This is a genomic window from Vreelandella zhaodongensis, from assembly GCF_013415115.1.
Taxonomy (GTDB): domain Bacteria; phylum Pseudomonadota; class Gammaproteobacteria; order Pseudomonadales; family Halomonadaceae; genus Vreelandella; species Vreelandella zhaodongensis.
The window spans coordinates 1-22,346 of record NZ_JACCDD010000009.1 but is presented as its reverse complement, the minus strand read 5'-3'; the positions used below and the strand labels follow the sequence as shown (position 1 = coordinate 22,346).

Below are 22,346 nucleotides of genomic sequence, written 5' to 3'. Positions count from 1 at the left end.
TTAACTTATTAAGCGTCTGTTTATTTAGCAGAGTTTAAATAGCTAATCTTTAAAGTATCTACTCGCTTCTAAGCAATGCCTTACTAAGCCAGGATCTTAATTTTTAGCCTGTTAAAAAATGTGCGCAAGATAAGTACTAAAAACAGGCAGCACGATTTTACCCGCTGAAGCGGCAAGGGAGAAACCCCATGAATAACGTATTTCGCCTTATCTGGAACCGCACCTTAGGTCGCTTGGTCGTGGCATCAGAAGCCGCTCGCTCTCAACACAAAGCGGGAAATGGAAGTAAACAGATAGGACAGCCGCCAATGCCGATACGGCAAGCGACAGAGAGCCATGTGTTTGCACCACTAAAACCCAAAATATTAGTGCTTGCCTGTGCCACGATGCTGTTACTGCCGTTGGGTATTTCAGACGCCGAGGCACGCAAATTTGCCTCAGATGGTGGCAGTTGTGTGTCTGGAGGAGGAGGGATAGCAATTGGCAGGTTAACAACTGGCAATACCACAGCAGATCCTATAGATGGTAGTGGCACCTACTCTACCGTTGCTGGTTGTAATGCCAGTGGCAATAATCAGTCGGCAGCAACTGTCTATGGCACTTTTAGTCAGGTCACTGGGGCTGGCGGGGCAGCATTTGGTTTTAATGTTAGGGCTGCACGCTGGGCGACGGCAATAGGGTTAGAAAGTCGTGCTACCGGCGTGAGTGGCACGGCATTAGGTTTTGGCAGTCAGGCAACGGCGCGTAACGCGGTGGCGATAGGTGGTGCAGGTGGGGATGGCACAACGCCATTGGCGGTAGCGGATTCCACCATCGCTTCTGGCCTTCACTCTATTGCCATCGGTGCAGATGGTGTGCGCGGAGCCCAGGCTTCAGGAACCAGTAGTATCGCAATGGGAGGGCAGGCCAAGGCGAGCGATTTCGCTACAGTAGCAATTGGCGATCGTGCAGAGGCAGCCGCAAGCCACGCTGTTGCGATAGGTCAGCTAACACAAGGAACTGGCTTTAGTGCTACGGCCTTAGGAGTCGCGGCAAGCGCTTTACAGCAGAACACAACGGCGCTAGGGCGGCGCGCCTGGGCCGATGCCGACGCTGGCACGGCCGTGGGGCTCGGTAGCCGAGTGGAAAATGGTGCAACGCGAGGTATCGCGATCGGGGGCGCCACTGATGAGGCTTCCAATGCGACGGTGGACACTTCTGGCACCCTCGTCACTGCGATTGACGGTATCGCAATAGGTTCTCAGGCGCTCGCGAGCGGTGATAGAGCTGTCACTATGGGTACTGGGGCCGTGGCATCAGGTATAGATTCTCTGGCCATAGGCACGGGTGCCATCGCCTCTGGCGAAAAATCCATCAGTATCGGCTTTGCTAACGAGGTTTCCGGTACGGGCTCAGGTGCCGTCGGTGACCCTAACATCATCACGGGTGACGGCTCCTACGCGGTTGGCAACGACAATGAGATTGATGCCGACGAAGCGGGTGCCTTTGGTAATCGCAACGTACTGGCCGCTACAGCTGAAGGTAGCCGTATTATCGGCAACGACAATAATATCGATGTTGCTGATGCCATGGTGGTGGGTAATAACGCAGATGTCACCGAAGAGGGAGGCGTGGCATTAGGTAGTGGCTCAGTCGCCGACACCGGCGCAGGCATCCAGGGCTATAACCCGACCACCAGTGCTGCCGATGGGCTTAATGCTGCGATTGCTGCCACCGAGAGTACCACTGGCGCAGTGGCTGTGGGTGACGCCGATAATGGCGTGTTCCGCCAAATTACGGGTGTGGCTGCGGGTAGTGAGGACTCTGATGCGGTTAACGTAGCGCAGTTAAAAGCCAGCGAAATTCACTACTTCAGCGTCAACGACGATGGTGTACAGCAAGATAACTTTAATAACGATGGTGCTACGGGGGTCAATGCGCTAGCTGCGGGTGTTAGTGCGCGAGCTAGGGGGGCGTCAAGTGTTGCCATAGGTGATGGGGCGTCTACCGGAGGTGATACCGCTAATCATGTTGCTCTTGGTACCAATGCGCGCTCGGAAGGTAGTGGTAGTATTTCCGTTGGCCATGACGCGCGGGCAACCAGCGAAGAGTCCACTGCCATAGGTATCGGTGCAAGGGCTAGTAACAACAGAACCATTGCTATGGGGCGCAGTGCGAACGCGGGACGCGCCGATAGCATCGCACTTGGTTATGGTGCCTATGTGGGGACGGGGGCGGCCACGGAAGGTCTCAATGCTAATGCGGGTGTCTCAATCGGCGCTGGAACGCGGGCAAACTGGGGCGTCGCGATTGGTGATCAGGCCAAGACGGGCACCGGTTACGGCATTTCTATAGGTCGACAGACCGAATCAGCAACGCGCAGTACAGCGCTGGGCTGGCAAGCACGCGCCACTGGCACTGGCGCCATCGCCATCGGTGATGCGGTAATCTCAGGCGCTGCGGCTACAGGCGAAGGAGGCGTTGCGCTTAATGGTATCGCTAATGGCGTGAAAGGTGTGGCGGTTGGCTCCTCGTCGCGCGCTACCAAAGACGGTGCGACCGCGCTGGGTGGTTCCTCGCGTGCTCAGGGAATTAAAGCCTTAGCGGTGGGCTCCAATGCTTTGGCATCGAGTGACTCTTCAGTTGCCATGGGCGATGGGGCGCAAGCAACGGGCCTCGATGCTCTCGCTATCGGTACCGGTGCCATTGCCTCTGGCGAACAAAGCATCAGTATTGGTTATCGAAATGAGGTGAGCGGTGCCCGTTCAGGTGCCGTTGGTGATCCCAATATCATCACCGGCGATGGCAGTTATGCATTGGGTAACGATAATGAGATCGATGCCGACGAAGCGGGAACCTTTGGTAATCGTAACGTGTTGGCCGATACGGCGGAAGGTAGCCGTATCATCGGTAACGATAATGATATTGATGTCGCCGATGCCTTTGTGATGGGCAATGCAGCGGATGTCACCGAAGAAGGTGGCGTGGCGCTAGGCAGTAGTTCGATAGCTGACACTGGCGCGGGCATCCAGGGCTATAACCCGACCACCGGCGCTGCCGACGGGTTGGATGCAGCGATTGCTGCCACCGAGAGCACCACAGGAGCCGTCGCTGTAGGTGATGCCACTGGCGGTGTATTCCGTCAGATCACCGGGGTGGCTGCGGGTACCGAGGATTCAGATGCGGTTAACGTAGCGCAGTTAAAAGCCAGCGAAATTCACTACTTCAGCGTTAATGATGACAACAACCCGCAAGGAAATTACGCAAATGATGGTGCCACAGGTGCCAATGCTCTGGCAGCGGGGGTTAATGCTGAAGCTGTTGGTGATGGAGACGTTGCCATTGGAGAAGGTGCGCGTGTTGATGGAAGTACTCTTGGAGGAAGCAGTGTAGCAGTTGGACAACTCTCAGAAGTAGATGGAGCGGCTGATGCAGCGGCTCTTGGATCTAGAGCGCAAGTGTCAAGCGGTTCAGATGGTGGTACAGCGATTGGTTCTGAAGCTACAGTAGGTACTGATTCTCGAAACGCTATTTCTATCGGCAGGTTGACCAGTGTTGGTAGCAACGCGTGGGATAGCGTTGCTTTAGGCAGTGCCGCTTTGGTCGGAGAGGGGGCCAGCGGTGCAATATCCATCGGGACTCTTGCTTCCAATGCTGATGGTGCTTTCAATTCGATTGCGTTGGGAATCGCTGCGAATAACACCGAATCTGGTTCAGTATCCATCGGTAGTGAGGCGTCTACTACGGCAGGCGGTGCGGTAGCGATTGGTGGGAGTGCCACAGCAACTGCTGCTAATGGTGTGGCTCTGGGCTCTGAATCGGAGGCTGATACCGCGGCGGGTATAGCAGGTTATGTTCCGTTTGGAGCTAGCGCTACGGATACAAGTGCAATTGAGGGAACGGTGGCACAGCGCGCCGCGGTGGATGTTGGCAGCCGCCAGATCACCAGCGTGGCCGCCGGTACCGAGTTAGACGATGCGGTTAACGTCAGCCAGTTAATTGCCGCGCAATCTAAAGTTGAGGCGGGAACTAACGTTGCCGATGTTGTTGAGAGTGAGAACCCCGACGGTGGAACTATCTACACCGTCAATGCCGACGGCACCACGGTGAGCGCCGGTACCGGTGTTGACGTTACTCCCACCGGCCCAGATGCCAACAACATCACCGACTATGAAGTCGCGCTGAACCAGGACACCCAAGACAGCCTGCTGCTGGCCGACTCCGCGCTCCAAAGCGTGGTTACCCAGATCGACGGGGTGGATGTCAAAACCCTCGATCAGGACGATAACGTTGCCAACTTTATCGGTGGCAAAAACATCGAGCTAAGTGACGACGGCGGCAGTATTGAGATTGCCACCGCCGACAACGTCGTCTTTAGCGATGTCCAAACCGACACCCTCACCGCTGGCCCAATCACCATTGGTGCAGGTGGTATGGATGCCGGTAACACCACCATCACCGGCGTGGCCGACGGTACTGCCGGTGATCACGCGGTCAACCTCAGCCAGCTGGAAGACGCTGCCGCTGCCTCAAAAACTGAAGTTGAAGCGGGCACCAACGTCGCCAGCGTTGACCAAACCACCGGCGCAGATGGCCAGGATATCTACACCGTCAATGCCGATGGTGCCAGTGTTAGCGCAGGCTCTACAGCCGTTGAAGTTGCGGCGGGCACGCCCGACGCCAACAACGTCACTGACTACGCAGTGGATCTCAGCCAAGCCAGTAAAGACAGTTTGGAACTGGCCGACTCCGCACTACAAACCGTGGTCACCCAGATCGACGGCACCGAGGTCAAAACCCTCGATCAGGACGATAACGTTGCCAACTTCGTCACCGGCGACAACATCGTACTGAGCGATGAAGCGGGCGGCATCAAGATCGCCACCGCCGAGGATGTCACCTTCACCAGTGTGACTAGCGGTAGCCTCACCATCACCGGCGGCCCAACGCTGACCGGTGGCGGTATCGATATGAATAACACCACCATCAGCAACCTCGCCGATGGGGTGGACGCCAACGACGCCGTTAACCTCAGCCAGCTGGAAGGTGCCGCGGCGGCTTCCCGCACCGAAGTTGAAGCGGGCACCAACGTCGCCAGCGTTGACCAAACCACCGGCGCGGACGGCCAGGATATCTACACCGTCAATGCCGATGGCGCATCGGTCTCTGCCGGTACGGGGGTTGATGTGGTCGCTGCCGCCCCAGATGCCAACAACGTCACCGACTATGAAGTGGCGCTCAACCAGGACACCCAAGACAGCCTGCTGTTGGCCGACTCCGCGCTCCAAAGCGTGGTTACCCAGATCGACGGCACCGAGGTTAAAACCCTCGACCAGGACGATAACGTTGCCAACTTCGTCACCGGCGACAACATCGTGCTGAGCGATGAAGCGGGCGGCATCAAGATCGCCACCGCCGAGGATGTCACCTTCACCAGCATCAACAGTGACAGCCTCGCCATTACCGGCGGCCCCACGCTGACCGGTGGTGGTATCGATATGAACAACACCACCATCAGCAATCTCGCCGATGGTGTTAACGCCAACGATGCCGTTAACCTCAGCCAGCTGGAAGGCGCTGCCGCTGCCTCAAAAACTGAAGTTGAAGCAGGCACCAACGTTGCCAGCGTTGACCAAACCACCGGCGCAGACGGCCAGGATATCTACACCGTCAATGCCGACGGCACCACCGTCAGTGCAGGCACCGGCATGGATGTCGTCGCCACCGGCCCGGATGCGGACAACGTCATCGACTATGAAGTCGCGCTGAACCAGGAGACCCAAGACAGCCTGCTGCTGGCCGACTCCGCGCTCCAAACCGTGGTCACCCAGATCGACGGAACCGAGGTCAAAACCCTCGACCAGGACGATAACGTTGCCAACTTCGTCACCGGCGACAACATCGTACTGACCGATGAAGCGGGCGGCATCAAGATCGCCACCGCCGAGGATGTCACCTTCACCAGTGTGACTAGCGGTAGCCTCGCCATCACCGGCGGCCCCACGCTGACCGGTGGCGGTATCGATATGAACAACACCACCATCAGCAACCTCGCCGATGGTGTTAACGCCAACGACGCCGTTAACCTCAGCCAATTAGAAGGTGCTGCGGCGGCTTCCCGCACTGAAGTAGCCGCAGGCACCAACGTTGCCAGCGTTGACCAAACCACCGGCGCAGACGGCCAGGATATCTACACCGTCAATGCCGATGGTGCATCGGTCTCTGCAGGCACTGGTGTTGATGTGGTCGCTGCCGCCCCAGATGCTAACAACGTCACCGACTATGAAGTGGCGCTCAATCAGGAGACCCAAGACAGCCTGCTGCTGGCCGACTCCGCGCTACAAACCGTGGTCACCCAGATCGACGGCACTGAGGTCAAAACCCTCGACCAGGACGATAACGTTGCCAACTTCGTCACCGGCGACAACATCGTGCTGACCGATGAAGCGGGCGGTATCAAGATCGCCACCGCTGAGGATGTTACCTTCACCAGCATCAACAGCGACAGCCTCGCCATCACCGGCGGCCCAACGCTGACCGGTGGCGGTATCGATATGAACAACACCACCATCAGCAACCTCGCCGATGGGGTGGACGCCAACGACGCCGTTAACCTCAGCCAATTAGAAGGTGCTGCGGCGGCTTCCCGCACTGAAGTAGCAGCAGGCACCAACGTTGCCAGCGTTGACCAAACCACCGGCGCGGACGGCCAGGATATCTACACCGTCAATGCCGATGGTGCATCGGTCTCTGCGGGCACTGGTGTTGATGTGGTCGCTGCCGCCCCAGATGCCAACAACGTCACCGACTATGAAGTGGCGCTCAATCAGGAGACCCAAGACAGCCTGCTGCTGGCCGACTCCGCGCTCCAAAGCGTGGTCACCCAGATCGACGGCACCGAGGTCAAAACCCTCGACCAGGACGATAACGTTGCCAACTTCGTCACCGGCGACAACATCGTACTGACCGATGAAGCGGGCGGCATCAAGATCGCCACCGCCGAGGATGTCACCTTCACCAGCATCAACAGTGACAGCCTCGCCATTACCGGCGGCCCCACGCTGACCGGTGGCGGTATCGATATGAGCAACACCACCATCAGCAACCTCGCCGATGGGGTGGATGCCAACGACGCCGTTAACCTCAGCCAGCTGGAAGGTGCCGCGGCGGCTTCCCGCACCGAAGTTGAAGCGGGCACCAACGTCGCCAGTGTTGACCAAACCACCGGTGCGGACGGCCAGGATATCTACACCGTCAATGCCGATGGTGCATCGGTCACTGCAGGCACCGGCGTGACCGTTACCGATACGGATGCAGGTGGCAACGTCACCGACTATGAAGTGGCGCTCAATCAGGAGACCCAAGACAGCCTGCTGCTGGCCGACTCCGCGCTACAAACCGTGGTCACCCAGATCGACGGCACCGAGGTCAAAACCCTCGACCAGGACGATAACGTTGCCAACTTCGTCACCGGCGACAACATCGTACTGACCGATGAAGCGGGCGGCATCAAGATCGCCACCGCCGAGGATGTCACCTTCACCAGCATCAACAGTGACAGCCTCGCCATTACCGGCGGCCCCACGCTGACCGGTGGCGGTATCGATATGAGCAACACCACCATCAGCAACCTCGCCGATGGGGTGGATGCCAACGACGCCGTTAACCTCAGCCAGCTGGAAGGTGCCGCGGCGGCTTCCCGCACCGAAGTTGAAGCGGGCACCAACGTCGCCAGTGTTGACCAAACCACCGGTGCGGACGGCCAGGATATCTACACCGTCAATGCCGATGGTGCATCGGTCACTGCAGGCACCGGCGTGACCGTTACCGATACGGATGCAGGTGGCAACGTCACCGACTATGAAGTGGCGCTCAATCAGGAGACCCAAGACAGCCTGCTGCTGGCCGACTCCGCGCTACAAACCGTGGTCACCCAGATCGACGGCACCGAGGTCAAAACCCTCGATCAGGACGATAACGTTGCCAACTTCGTCACCGGCGACAACATCGTACTGAGCGATGAAGCGGGCGGCATCAAGATCGCCACCGCTGAGGATGTCACCTTCACCAGCATCAACAGCGACAGCCTCGCCATCACCGGCGGCCCAACGCTGACCGGTGGCGGTATCGATATGAACAACACCACCATCAGCAACCTCGCCGATGGGGTGGATGCCAACGACGCCGTTAACCTCAGCCAGCTGGAAGGCGCTGCCGCTGCCTCAAAAACCGAGGTTGAAGCAGGCACCAATGTCGCCAGCGTTGACCAAACCACCGGCGCAGATGGCCAGGATATCTACACCGTCAATGCCGATGGTGCCAGTGTTAGCGCAGGCTCTACAGCCGTTGAAGTTGCGGCGGGCACGCCTGACGCCAACAACGTCACTGACTACGCAGTGGATCTCAGCCAAGCCAGTAAAGACAGTTTGGAACTGGCCGACTCCGCGCTCCAAACCGTGGTCACCCAGATCGACGGCACCGAGGTCAAAACCCTCGACCAGGACGATAACGTTGCCAACTTCGTCACCGGCGACAACATCGTACTGAGCGATGAAGCGGGCGGCATCAAGATCGCCACCGCCGAGGATGTCACCTTCACCAGCATCAACAGTGACAGCCTCGCCATTACCGGCGGCCCCACGCTGACCGGTGGCGGTATCGATATGAGCAACACCACCATCAGCAACCTCGCCGATGGGGTGGATGCCAACGACGCCGTTAACCTCAGCCAGCTGGAAGGCGCTGCCGCTGCCTCAAAAACCGAGGTTGAAGCAGGCACCAACGTCGCCAGCGTTGACCAAACCACCGGCGCAGATGGCCAGGATATCTACACCGTCAATGCCGATGGTGCCAGTGTTAGCGCAGGCTCTACAGCCGTTGAAGTTGCGGCGGGCACGCCTGACGCCAACAACGTCACTGACTACGCAGTGGATCTCAGCCAAGCCAGTAAAGACAGTTTGGAACTGGCCGACTCCGCGCTCCAAACCGTGGTCACCCAGATCGACGGCACCGAGGTCAAAACCCTCGACCAGGACGATAACGTTGCCAACTTCGTCACCGGCGACAACATCGTGCTGAGCGATGAAGCGGGCGGCATCAAGATCGCCACCGCCGAGGATGTCACCTTCACCAGCATCAACAGCGACAGCCTCGCCATCACCGGCGGCCCAACGCTGGCCGGTGGCGGTATCGATATGAATAACACCACCATCAGCAACCTCGCCGATGGGGTGGACGCCAACGACGCCGTTAACCTCAGCCAGCTGGAAGGTGCCGCGGCGGCCTCCCGCACTGAAGTAGCAGCAGGCACCAACGTTGCCAGCGTTGACCAAACCACCGGCGCAGACGGCCAGGATATCTACACCGTCAATGCCGATGGCACCACGGTCACTGCAGGCACCGGCGTGACCGTTACCGATACGGATGCAGGTGGCAACGTCACCGACTATGAAGTGGCGCTCAACCAGGAGACCCAAGACAGCCTGCTGTTGGCCGACTCCGCGCTCCAAACCGTGGTCACCCAGATCGACGGCACCGAGGTCAAAACCCTCGACCAGGACGATAACGTTGCCAACTTCGTTACCGGCGACAACATCGTACTGACCGATGAAGCGGGCGGCATCAAGATCGCCACCGCCGAGGATGTCACCTTCACCAGTGTGACTAGCGGTAGCCTCGCCATCATCGGCGGCCCCACGCTGACCGGTGGCGGTATCGATATGAACAACACCACCATCAGCAACCTCGCCGATGGTGTTAACGCCAACGACGCCGTTAACCTCAGCCAGCTGGAAGGCGCTGCCGCTGCCTCAAAAACTGAAGTTGAAGCAGGCACCAACGTTGCCAGCGTTGACCAAACCACCGGCGCAGACGGCCAGGATATCTACACCGTCAATGCCGATGGCGCATCGGTCTCTGCAGGCACTGGTGTTGATGTGGTTGCTGCCGCCCCAGATGCCAACAACGTCACCGACTATGAAGTGGCGCTCAATCAGGAGACCCAAGACAGCCTGCTGCTGGCCGACTCCGCGCTCCAAACCGTGGTTACCCAGATCGACGGCACCGAGGTTAAAACCCTCGACCAGGACGATAACGTTGCCAACTTCGTTACCGGCGACAACATCGTGCTGACCGATGAAGCAGGCGGCATCAAAATCGCCACCGCTGAGGATGTCACCTTCACCAGTGTGACTAGCGGTAGCCTCGCCATCACCGGCGGCCCAACGCTGACCGGTGGCGGTATCGATATGAATAACACCACCATCAGCAACCTGGCCGATGGTGTTAACGCCAACGACGCCGTTAACCTCAGCCAGCTGGAAGGCGCTGCCGCTGCCTCAAAAACCGAGGTTGAAGCGGGCACCAACGTTGCCAGCGTTGACCAAACCACTGGCGCGGACGGCCAGGATATCTACACCGTCAATGCCGATGGTGCATCGGTCACTGCAGGCACCGGCGTGACCGTTACCGATACGGATGCAGGTGGCAACGTCACCGACTATGAAGTGGCGCTGAATCAGGAGACCCAAGACAGCCTGCTGTTGGCCGACTCCGCGCTCCAAAGCGTGGTTACCCAGATCGACGGCACCGAGGTTAAAACCCTCGACCAGGACGATAACGTTGCCAACTTTGTCACCGGCGACAACATCGTGCTGACCGATGAAGCGGGCGGCATCAAAATCGCCACCGCTGAGGATGTCACCTTCACCAGTGTGACTAGCGGTAGCCTCGCCATCACCGGCGGCCCAACGCTGACCGGTGGCGGTATCGATATGAATAACACCACCATCAGCAACCTCGCCGATGGGGTGGACGCCAACGACGCCGTTAACCTCAGCCAGCTGGAAGGCGCTGCCGCTGCCTCAAAAACTGAAGTTGAAGCAGGCACCAACGTTGCCAGCGTTGACCAAACCACCGGCGCAGACGGCCAGGATATCTACACCGTCAATGCCGATGGCGCATCGGTCTCTGCAGGCACTGGTGTTGATGTGGTCGCTGCCGTCCCAGATGCTAACAACGTCACCGACTATGAAGTGGCGCTCAACCAGGAGACCCAAGACAGCCTGCTGTTGGCCGACTCCGCGCTCCAAACCGTGGTCACCCAGATCGACGGCACCGAGGTCAAAACCCTCGACCAGGACGATAACGTTGCCAACTTCGTTACCGGCGACAACATCGTACTGACCGATGAAGCGGGCGGCATCAAGATTGCCACCGCTGAGGATGTCACCTTCACCAGCATCAACAGTGACAGCCTCGCCATCACCGGCGGCCCAACGCTGACCGGTGGCGGTATCGATATGAACAACACCATCATCAGCAACCTCGCCGATGGGGTGGACGCCAACGACGCCGTTAACCTCAGCCAATTAGAAGGTGCTGCGGCGGCTTCCCGCACTGAAGTAGCCGCAGGCACCAACGTTGCCAGCGTTGACCAAACCACCGGCGCAGACGGCCAGGATATCTACACCGTCAATGCCGATGGCGCATCGGTCTCTGCAGGCACTGGTGTTGATGTGGTCGCTGCCGTCCCAGATGCTAACAACGTCACCGACTATGAAGTGGCGCTCAACCAGGAGACCCAAGACAGCCTGCTGTTGGCCGACTCCGCGCTCCAAACCGTGGTCACCCAGATCGACGGCACCGAGGTCAAAACCCTCGACCAGGACGATAACGTTGCCAACTTCGTCACCGGCGACAACATCGTGCTGACCGATGAAGCGGGCGGCATCAAGATCGCCACCGCCGAGGATGTCACCTTCACCAGTGTGACTAGCGGTAGCCTCGCCATCACCGGCGGCCCAACGCTGACCGGTGGCGGTATCGATATGAATAACACCACCATCAGCAACCTCGCCGATGGTGTTAACGCCAACGACGCCGTTAACCTCAGCCAGCTGGAAGGCGCTGCCGCTGCCTCAAAAACTGAAGTTGAAGCAGGCACCAACGTTGCCAGCGTTGACCAAACCACCGGCGCAGACGGCCAGGATATCTACACCGTCAATGCCGATGGCGCATCGGTCTCTGCAGGCACTGGTGTTGATGTGGTCGCTGCCGTCCCAGATGCTAACAACGTCACCGACTATGAAGTGGCGCTGAACCAGGACACCCAAGACAGCCTGCTGCTGGCCGACTCCGCGCTCCAAACCGTGGTCACCCAGATCGATGGCACCGAGGTCAAAACCCTCGACCAGGACGATAACGTTGCCAACTTCGTTACCGGCGACAACATCGTACTGACCGATGAAGCGGGCGGCATCAAGATTGCCACCGCCGAGGATGTCACCTTCACCAGCATCAACAGCGATAGCCTCGCCATCACCGGCGGCCCAACGCTGACCGGTGGCGGTATCGATATGAATAACACCACCATCAGCAATCTCGCCGATGGTGTTAACGCCAACGACGCCGTTAACCTCAGCCAGCTGGAAGGCGCTGCCGCTGCCTCAAAAACTGAAGTTGAAGCAGGTACCAACGTTGCCAGCGTTGACCAAACCACTGGCGCGGACGGCCAGGATATCTACACCGTCAATGCCGATGGTGCATCGGTCACTGCAGGCACCGGCGTGACCGTTACCGATACGGATGCAGGTGGCAACGTCACCGACTATGAAGTGGCGCTCAATCAGGAGACCCAAGACAGCCTGCTGCTGGCCGACTCCGCGCTACAAACCGTGGTCACCCAGATCGACGGCACCGAGGTCAAAACCCTCGACCAGGACGATAACGTTGCCAACTTCGTCACCGGCGACAACATCGTACTGACCGATGAAGCGGGCGGCATCAAGATCGCCACCGCCGAGGATGTCACCTTCACCAGCATCAACAGTGACAGCCTCGCCATCACCGGCGGCCCAACGCTGACCGGTGGCGGTATCGATATGAATAACACCATCATCAGCAACCTCGCCGATGGGGTGGACGCCAACGACGCCGTTAACCTCAGCCAGCTGGAAAAAGTGAGCGACTCTGCCAATGCAGGTTGGAATGTCACCACCACAGATGAAACAGGTACTGCTAGCAGTAATGTAGGACCTAACGCCAACGTTGACTTTGTTAGCGGCGATGAAAACGTGGTGATTTCCCATATGCGTAGCGAAGACGGCAGTACTTCGATTGATTATCGTCTAGCCGATGATGTGCGTATCGGTAATAGCGTGTCGGTGGGAGATACATCTATTAGTAACGACGGTTTGGTGATCACAGGTGGCCCAAGTGTCACTACACAAGGTATCGATGCTGGTAATAAACAGATTACCAATGCGGCAAGTGGGGTCGGTGACACCCCGCTGGACGAGCTAGAAGGCGATGCGCTAGGGAATGTCATTAACGCCGGTGATTTGCAAAACGTTGCCAATAACCTTAGTAGCAGTGTCACCGCTGCCAAAACGGAAGTGGAAGCCGGTAACAATATGACGGTCGCTGATCGTATCGGCGATGATGGCCAAACCATTTACACCGTTGCCACTGCAGATGAGGTCAACTTTGATCGGGTGGAGGTTGGTAGTGTCAGTATTGATGCGGGCAATGTAGATGATAGTGGCAATACCCGTATCGGCGGTGTGGGTGAAGGCGATGTTAATGAAGGGAGTACCGACGCGATCAATGGTTCTCAGCTCTGGGCGACTAAGGATCTGATTAATAACTTAGAAGAGGGGCTCATCAACATTGCGGGCGACCTGAGTGACGAGTACATCACTAATAACGGTCGAGGCATCCGCTATGTGCGCACGAACGATAGCGGTTTGCCGGTAAGTGACGCCTTTGCTGAAGGACAAGGTTCTACCGCTGTAGGATACGAAGCGCGTGCCACGGGCGATCGTGCGCTAGCCATGGGCTACGACGCTGTAGCATCTCATCAAGGCAGTGTGGCGCTAGGTGAAGGAGCACGCACCGAAGCAGCCGTAAGGACTGCTTTGGTGGAGATTGGAGGCCAGACTTATCAGTTTGCAGGTGTAAACCCTGTGGCCACAGTTAGCGTAGGGAGCGCCGGTGCTGAGCGTACTATTACCAATGTAGCGGCAGGTCGAATCAGCGCAACGAGTACCGATGCCATCAATGGAAGCCAGCTATATGCTGCTAATCAATTTATGGAAGCCCTCGATACGCGCTTAACCATTGTAGAAGGTGATTTAGGCGATCTTACTGAGACAGTAGCAGGTATACCTCAAGGTGGTGGTGGAGAAGGCGCTGTCGAGTATGCTCGCAACGACGATGGTTCTATCGATAAGAGCACGGTTGAGTTAGCTGGCGAGGGGGGCACCAAAATCACCAATGTGGCACCGGGTGAGATTGCGCCAGGCAGTTCCGACGCTGTATCTGGTGATCAGCTACACACAACCCAACAAGAGGTGGCGGGTAATACCAGTAATATTGAAGATAACCGTAATCAGATTGCGGGTAACACCGACAGTATCAGCAACATTAACAGTACCCTGGATAAAGGCCTAAATGTCAGTGCTGACCAAGGCGAGCGAGTCAACCGCCAGCTAGGTGATACCGTAGCGGTGACGGGTGATGAAAACATCACCACCCGAACAACAGGTGAGGGGGTGCAGGTCACGCTCAACCGTGAGCTAAATGTGGATAGTGTTACCACGGGTAATACCACTGTTAATAACGATGGCGTGCGTATTCAAGGTGGCCCGAGTATGACGGTAGACGGCTTTGATGCCAACGGTACTACCATTACTAATGTGGCACCAGGCGTGAACCCGGGAGATGCCGTCAATGTCGGTCAGATGAACGAGTTGGGGCAACGTTTCGCCAATGAAATTAATAATGTCCACGGACGTATCGACAAAGTGGAGCGCAACGCCAATGCCGGTATTGCCGCAGTGGCTGCCATGGGGCATGCGCCCTATGTGCCTGGCAAGCTTACCTACCATGTTGGTGGCGGCCATCACAGCGGCGAAAGCGCTGTAGGCGTTAACTTCCGCCGGACTGCTGACAATGGCCGTTGGAGTTTGAATGCGGGCGTAGCAGGTTCCCGTGCTGGAGCAACCATTGGGCTGGGTATCTCAGGTGTGATTGATTAACCCGCAAGCACAAGGGAGAGGGCACCTTCTCCCTTGTTTTCTATTCAGCATGGGCTTGTATAACGGAATAGGGCGTGACCATGAAAAATCGATCCACGATATTAGCAATTGGCCTGATTGTTGGGCTAGCAGGCTGTGCTTCCAATGCGTCGCTAACAGACGAGGGTGAAGTTCGCTTTCCTGATTTGGACAGCACGTATCTGAAAACGGGGGATTTTGTCGATCCCGATGATGTGCTGCGCATTTCTGAAGGCCAACACAAAGACCAAGTACGTCTATTATTGGGGCATCCCCACTTTAGCGAAGGTATTTTTGGCGTGCGCGAGTGGGACTATGCCTTTAACTTTTATACTGGTAACGGCAATGAGTACATTACTTGCCAGTATAAATTGCTATTTGACCGTGAGATGCGCGTCACAAGCACTTACTGGCGCGACGCACAGTGCCCAGCGCTGTTAGTTCCTATCCAGGTGGAGGAGTTTGCCACAGAGCCACGCCAAGAGAAGCTAATGCTGCCAGGGGATGTGCTGTTCGACTTTGATAGCGCGCAGCTGACCCTAGAAGGTCGGCGTGCCTTAGATAGAATAGTGGCGGCCTTCGATCAAGCTACCCCTCCAACCAGTATTCGAGTGGCGGGTTATGCGGATCGCTTGGGTGATGCGCAATACAACTTACGCTTATCCCAGGCTCGGGCTGAATCAGTCGGCAATTACTTAGCCAGCCAAGGGGTGGCACGAGCCAGCTTACAGATGACAGGGAGAGGGCAAGCCGACCCAGTAGTGAACTGCCCTGGCAGTGTAGCAACCCCAAGTGTCATAGCGTGTTTAAAACCCAATCGAAGGGTCGAAATAACCCTGCAGTACGAAAGCTAAAAAAACAAAAAATGCTGTGCCATCACTTTAATGCCCGCGTGACTTTTATAGAGGTAAAGGTCTCGCGGGCATTTTGCTGCCTTGTTAACATTTCATGACAAAAAGTGATCTGATACTGATGATAGTTAAGTTCCGTTAACAAAGCTGTAAGGGACTCGGCATGCTTATGGACGTGGTGTCCATAAGATAGTGTAAACAATAGTAAAAGTTTAAGGTGTTTTTTTAGCATCGCTGAATTGATAGAAAAAGTTAAATCGTTAGTGCAGGGTTTATTAGCGATATAAGCTTTAGTTTTATTTTCTATCTTGAATAGCCAAGCGGGTTTTTCCAACGACTGCATTGATCTAATAAGTATTTGTTTTTTTTGATTTTTTGTTTTATTTTTATTGTTAAATACAGTTTCGTTGTCATTTATAATAATTAACCATTAAAGAGTGTTTGCTTAATTTATTGTGATTAATATTTTAATGTTAAATGCTATTAAACATCCAGTGGTGTTATCGGCCTTTGCTCTGATGGCTGAGCATTAACAATTGTATCGTTATGTTGAGTAAGTACGTGCCTAAGTAAGAGAATGCATCCACTAAATAAACGCCTTGAACGGTTCGCATAAGATTCTGTGTTTTTGCACGGAGTCTTACGTGTACTTGTAGCTGTCGTTTGTCTATCTATCGCAACGCTACGAAAGGATTGAGTTGCATGATGGCATTCGAAGGCTGCCCAGTCGGAATGATGTTGCCCCAGGCCTGGTTTGCCCCTGAGCTTCAACATCGCACCGAGATGGCCAAGGGAAAACTGTGCGAGGTGAAGTTGCCTCCTCATTGGAATGGTTAGTGGAGTTCTCAGCAAATGAATAACGTATTTCGCCTAATCTGGAACCGGACACTTGGTCGGTTGGTGGTGACATCTGAAGCGGCACGTAGCCGCGATAAAGCGGCCACGCGGCAGGGGGTGGTCGGCCAGCTGCCGGCACCGGAAGTCGCCTCAAATATTCCTGCTTTGCTGCGCCCAGTGGTCGCCGCGGTAGCGCTAGCTGTTGGCTCAATAGCGCTGGTTTCTCCAGTGCAGGCAGATGCGTTAATGAATGCAGATAGCTGTGCCAATCAGGGGTTTAATAACACTCGTATTGGCATTGGCTCTGGAGCGAAAGCCTGTACTGATGGTGTGATCGCTATTGGCTGGGGAGCTGAAGCGACTGGCGTTAACCTTTTTTTCCCTCCCAATCCTGATGCGCAGAGCGGTATTGCTATTGGGCGTGCATCCTCAGCGACCGGCGGTGTTGCCATAGGCCATCGTGCTGCAGCGGGTGGGTCGAATAGTGATGGGACTAGCAGTGTGGGTACTGCTATTGGTGGTGGTTCTGTCGCTAGGGGGCACCGTTCCATTGCCATCGGCACCGTTGGCAATCGCCCAACAGTTGCGTCAGCCAATTGGGCAATGGCGTTGGGAACGAATGCAACCGCTTCGGGGGTGCGCTCTGTCGCACTTGGGTCGGAGGCAAAAGCTAAAGGTGTAGGCTCTCTCGCCATGGGCGATGGCGCGGTGGCAGAGGCTATTGTTGTATCAACCCAGGCGTTGAACGATGCCCCTACCAGTAATCCAAATGGTTACGAGGTGGGTGATGATTTGCCGACCACGGCGGTGGGGTCGGGTGCAACGGCGACTTCAGGGACCGCTATTGGCCATGATGCGGTCGCTGGACGTGAATCTGGAAATGGGGATGGTTTAATTAATACCGGCACGGCCCTTGGTGCCGGTGCACAGGCCACCGGCAATACCTCCATTGCTATTTCGCCCGCCGCTTACGCGCCCGCCATTGCTGATGGCCTTGGTGCTATTGCAATGGGATATGACACCCGGGCAAATGAGCTGGGTTCGCTTGCTATTGGTATTCGAGCGGAAGCAGCCGAAGCGGCTATGGCGTTTGGGTATGGTGCAAAGGCCCTCGGAAAGGGGGGGAGCGCACTCGGTGGTGATGCAAAGGCAACGGGGAATCGTTCTGTTGCCATTGGGGCTGCGGAAGCAGCTAAGGCTGGTGATATCGCCATTGGGGATGAAGCATACGCCGAAGGCGGTGTGGACGGTTCCGGTAACCCTATGTCTGCTCTCGCGGTGGGCTTTAGTGCCGAAGCGGTGGGCGACGATGCCGCAGCCTTTGGTAATAATGCAAAGGCAAGAGCTAACTATGGTCTTGCTGTAGGTAATTTTGCTGAGGCTAATGGTGTACAGGCATCTAGTCTGGGCAATGGAGCTCAAGCCAATGGCGATTACAGTTTAGCGCTAGGTAATATTGCTAAAGCTAACGGTGTGAGTGCCTCCAGTGTGGGTAATTTTGCTGAAGCCAATGGCGATTACAGCTTAGCGCTAGGTGAATTTTCTGAAGCCGGTGGATCCCGTAGTACAGCGGTAGGTAGTGGTGCTAAAGCGAGTGCTGAGAATGCTTGGGCATCAGGTAGCGATGCAGTTGCCAGTGCTAATGGCGCCATTGCTTTAGGTAAGCAGTCACAGGCAACGGTTGAAAACACCGTTGCAATGGGTACCAATGCTGAGGCTTCAGCCACCAATGCAATTGCGATTGGTAAAGATAGTTTAGCATCAGGTGTTGATACTGGTGCCATCGGCCGTGGTGCGGTTGCCACCGGTTCATGGGCGGTAGGTACCGGTGCTAATGCCAGCAACGGCGGTCAGGCCTTTGGTGAGTATTCCAAGGCTAGCGGCAATGTGTCGTCTGCCTATGGCTATGCTGCAACGGCTACTGGAGCTCGCTCTAGTGCGCTAGGTACCAATGCAAGAGCCGAGGGTGCTCGTTCAGTTGCAGCGGGTGATGGTGCTACTGCTCGTGGTAATAGCTTCACCTCGATTCTTATTGGAAATGGAAGCAATAATGTTAATGGATATTCTAATGGCGACCCCATGCCAACAGTTGCCTTGGGTGCGGGGGCAGAGTCCTATGGTACGGCTGTTGGTTTAGACGCACAGGGTGGGCGAAAGCTAGCGAACGGTAGCGTAAACACAGGTACCGCTTTAGGTGCTGGCGCTCAAGCGCTTGGCAATACCTCAATTGCTATTTCTGCTGTCGGGTCTGGGGCTGCTATTGCCGAAGGTCGTGGCGCGATCGCGCAAGGTTTTGCAGCGACAGCATCTAAAAATGACTCAATTGCAATTGGTAGCTTAGTCAAAGCGAACGGTGAAAACTCCATTGCTATGGGCCTCTTTGCGGAGTCCAAAGGGCCTGACAATTTGACGTTGGGCCGTAATGCTTCTACTGGCAATGTCACATCTGGTGTGCCAGATGCCGTTGATCTAGCTGGCGGTTCGCAAATCGCCATTGGTACCCGAGCTAAAACCGATACGGCTGGCTCGATTGCGGTTGGCTACGAGGCTGAAACTGGAGTAAGCCAAAACTTTGGTATTGCTCTCGGTGGCTACGCCAAAGGCACGGGTAACAGTGCAGTTGCTATTGGTCGCAGGGCTACCGCTTCAGGCCAGAATGCGATTGCAACAGGTATAAAAGCTACTGCTTCAGCTCGGAATGCGTTGGCTACTGGTAATACGGCGAACGCAACTGGTGAACGAGCTATTGCGATTGGTACCGAAAGTCTGGCGTCTGTTGACGACACCATTGCCGTAGGTACTAATGCTCGAGCCACTGGTGTAGATGCCCTGGCCATCGGTCGTGATGCCTGGGCGGCAGGTTCTGTCGCTCAGGGTGCTGTGGCGCGTGCTGCCAACGGTGGCGCAGCGTTTGGTGATGGCGCGCAAGCCACATGGCGTGAAGATAATGACCCAAATGAGAACCCAGAAACATTTGACGTTTCTGGTGCTGCGCTTGGTAAAAATGCCCTAGCGAACCGTTCAGGTGCTGCCGCGCTGGGTGCCAACACGGAAGTGTTAGTGGATGACGGCGTCGCGTTAGGCTCTGGTTCCATTTCAACCGTTGGTCCAGGTGTAGATGGCTACATTCCGGCCACCGCAGATGCGGCACAAGAGCAAGCGATCCTGGACACAGCTGCCGTTCGTGGTGCTGTTGATGTGGGCAGTCGCCAGATCACCAGCGTTGCCGCCGGTACTCAGGATGACGACGCGGTTAACGTCTCGCAGCTGAAAGCTGTGGAAACCATGGTGGCTGACAGTGGTGTGAACTACTACAGCGTTAACGATAATGGTACCCAGCAGGGTAACTTCAATAACGACGGTGCTACAGGAAGGAACTCCCTGGCTGCAGGTACTAATGCGGTTGCATCGAAAGACTATGCGGTTGCCGTGGGCGACGGAGCTGAAGCGATCGGGTTCGAGGCCATTGCCATCGGGCGTGAAGCGGTAGCTAGCGGGCGTGACAGCAGTATTGCCTTGGGTCAGCTGTCAGAGGCGTCTGGTAACTTCGCGATTGCCATCGGCAGGGGAGCCGCGGCAGAGGAGGATAATAGTGTCGCTCTAGGTAATGGAGCCATCTCGATGGTTGAGCAAGGGGTCGCGTTGGGCTCAGGCTCGCTGGCTTCGGTTGGTTCAGGCGTTGCGGGTTATATTCCAGAAGGAGCTGACGCTGCCGATGAGCAGGCCATTTTGGATACCATTGCTACTCGTGGTTCAGTAGACGTCGGTAGTCGTCAAATCACGAGAGTCGCTGCGGGTACAGAAGATGGCGATGCGGTTAACGTCTCTCAGCTAAAATCGGTCAGTAATATCGCCAATGCTGGCTGGGATTTGACTGCTAACGGTGAAGCGACTGGCGAAAACATCGCGCCAGGGGAAAGCGCTGACTTTAGCCAAGGCCAGAATATTGCCATTACGCGCACGGGCAACAGCATTGAAGTGGCCACAGCGGATGACGTTGAGTTCACCAATGTTGATATCACTGAAAACCTGACGGTCGAAGGTGAAACCAAGCTGGGCGACAACTTCTTCGTCAACAACGAAGGTAACGTTACCTACACTGGCGATATCACCGAAGGTGACCAGATCACCAACAAGACTTACGTTGATAACAGCGTCAACGAGTTGGGTGATACGCCGCTGACCTTTATGGGCGACAGCGGTACTGAGTTCGAGCGTCGTCTGGGTGAAACCACCAACGTTAAAGGTGGCGCAGAAGGTGGCCTGACCGAAGGTAACATCGGTGTGGTCGCTGACGGTACCGACACGCTCAACATCCAACTGGCCGAGAACATCGACCTGGGTGAAGACGGCAGCGTTGTGATGGGTGATACCACCGTTAACAATGATGGCCTGACCATTGTAGGCGGTCCAAGTATTACCAATACCGGTATCGATGCTGGTGGCACCCAGATCACCAACGTGGCAGCCGGTACCGAAGGCGACCACGCGGTCAACCTTGATCAGCTAATCAGCGTTGAAGATATCGCCAATGCTGGCTGGTACCTAAGTGCCAACGGTGAAGGTGTTGAAGACGGCTTCAACATCGCACCAGGTGAAGCCGCTGACTTCGAGGAAGGCCAGAACATTGCCATTACCCGTGATGGCAACAAAATTAATGTTGCGACGGCGGATGATGTTGAGTTCTCCAATGTTAATGTGACCAACCAGTTGGACGTAGCTGGCGATACCAATATCGGCGGCAATACCACTATCGAAGGCGACACCACGGTGAAGGGTGATACCTTCCTGGGTGATAACTTCTCGGTGGTTAACAACGAAGCGTTCTATACAGGCCCGATCACTGAAAACACCCACATCGTTAATAAAGAGTATGTGGATGGCGGTATCGACGACTTGGCAAGCACTCCCATTACCTTTGGTGGCGATACCGGCACGACCGATCGCAAGCTAGGTGATGAGCTAAATATTGTCACTAGCAACGCCAACCTCAGCACCGAAGTGACCGATGACGAGACCCTCGTTATTGCGCTAAGCGATGACCTGGATGTCAACAATGTCACAGTTAATGACTCGCTCACGGTTAACGGCCCCACCACCCTGAACGGCGGTACCACCATTGGTGACAGCCTGACCTTGCAGGCGGGAACGACCGTTAATATGGGTGGCAACCAGATCACCAACGTAGCGGCTGGTACCGAAGGCGACCACGCGGTCAACCTTGATCAGCTAACTGACGTTAGCGACGTGGCGAACAAAGGCTGGAACGTTCAGACCAACGGTGACGCTGCGACCAACGTTGCGCCAGGTGACACCGTGCAGATGATCGATGGCAAGAACATCGCCATCACGCGTGACGGCCAAGACATCACCGTAGCGACGGCAGACGATGTCGAGTTCACCAATGTTGATATCACTGAAAACCTGACGGTTGAAGGCGAGACGCGTCTGGGTGACAACTTCTTCGTTAACAACGAAGGTAATGTTACCTACACCGGTGACATCACCGAAGGCGACCACATCACCAACAAGAGCTACGTTGACAACAGCGTCACTGAGTTGGGCGATACGCCGCTGACCTTCGCTGGCGACAGCGGCGAGTCATTCGAGCGTCGCCTGGGTG

General features: G+C 56.1%; 4 protein-coding genes. All 4 read left to right on the top strand.

The window, feature by feature from the left end; genetic code table 11:
* The first annotated feature begins 188 nt into the window (after positions 1–188).
* The gene (locus tag HZS79_RS15035; protein WP_179928278.1) at positions 189–15,017 is read left to right on the top strand and encodes an ESPR-type extended signal peptide-containing protein; all 14,829 of its coding nucleotides are present in this window, start codon (positions 189–191) and stop codon (positions 15,015–15,017) included.
* Between the two features lie 80 nt (positions 15,018–15,097).
* Positions 15,098–15,889, top strand: a complete 792-nt coding sequence (locus tag HZS79_RS15030; RefSeq protein WP_179928277.1) for an OmpA family protein — start codon at positions 15,098–15,100, stop codon at positions 15,887–15,889.
* 699 nt (positions 15,890–16,588) lie between these two features.
* On the top strand, positions 16,589–16,723 hold the full coding sequence (locus tag HZS79_RS16915) for a hypothetical protein (RefSeq protein WP_281373514.1): 135 nt from the start codon (positions 16,589–16,591) through the stop codon (positions 16,721–16,723).
* Positions 16,724–16,738: 15 nt separating this feature from the next.
* Positions 16,739–22,346: ESPR-type extended signal peptide-containing protein (locus HZS79_RS15025; protein ID WP_179928276.1), on the top strand; the 5,608-nt coding region annotated here is incomplete at its 3' end.

Bases quoted from the DNA above. Each gene is read 5' to 3' on its own strand.
- HZS79_RS15035 (WP_179928278.1), top strand. From the start codon at position 189: ATGAATAACGTATTTCGCCTTATCTGGAACCGCACCTTAGGTCGCTTG.
- HZS79_RS15030 (WP_179928277.1), top strand. From the start codon at position 15,098: ATGAAAAATCGATCCACGATATTAGCAATTGGCCTGATTGTTGGGCTA.
- HZS79_RS16915 (WP_281373514.1), top strand. From the start codon at position 16,589: ATGATGGCATTCGAAGGCTGCCCAGTCGGAATGATGTTGCCCCAGGCC.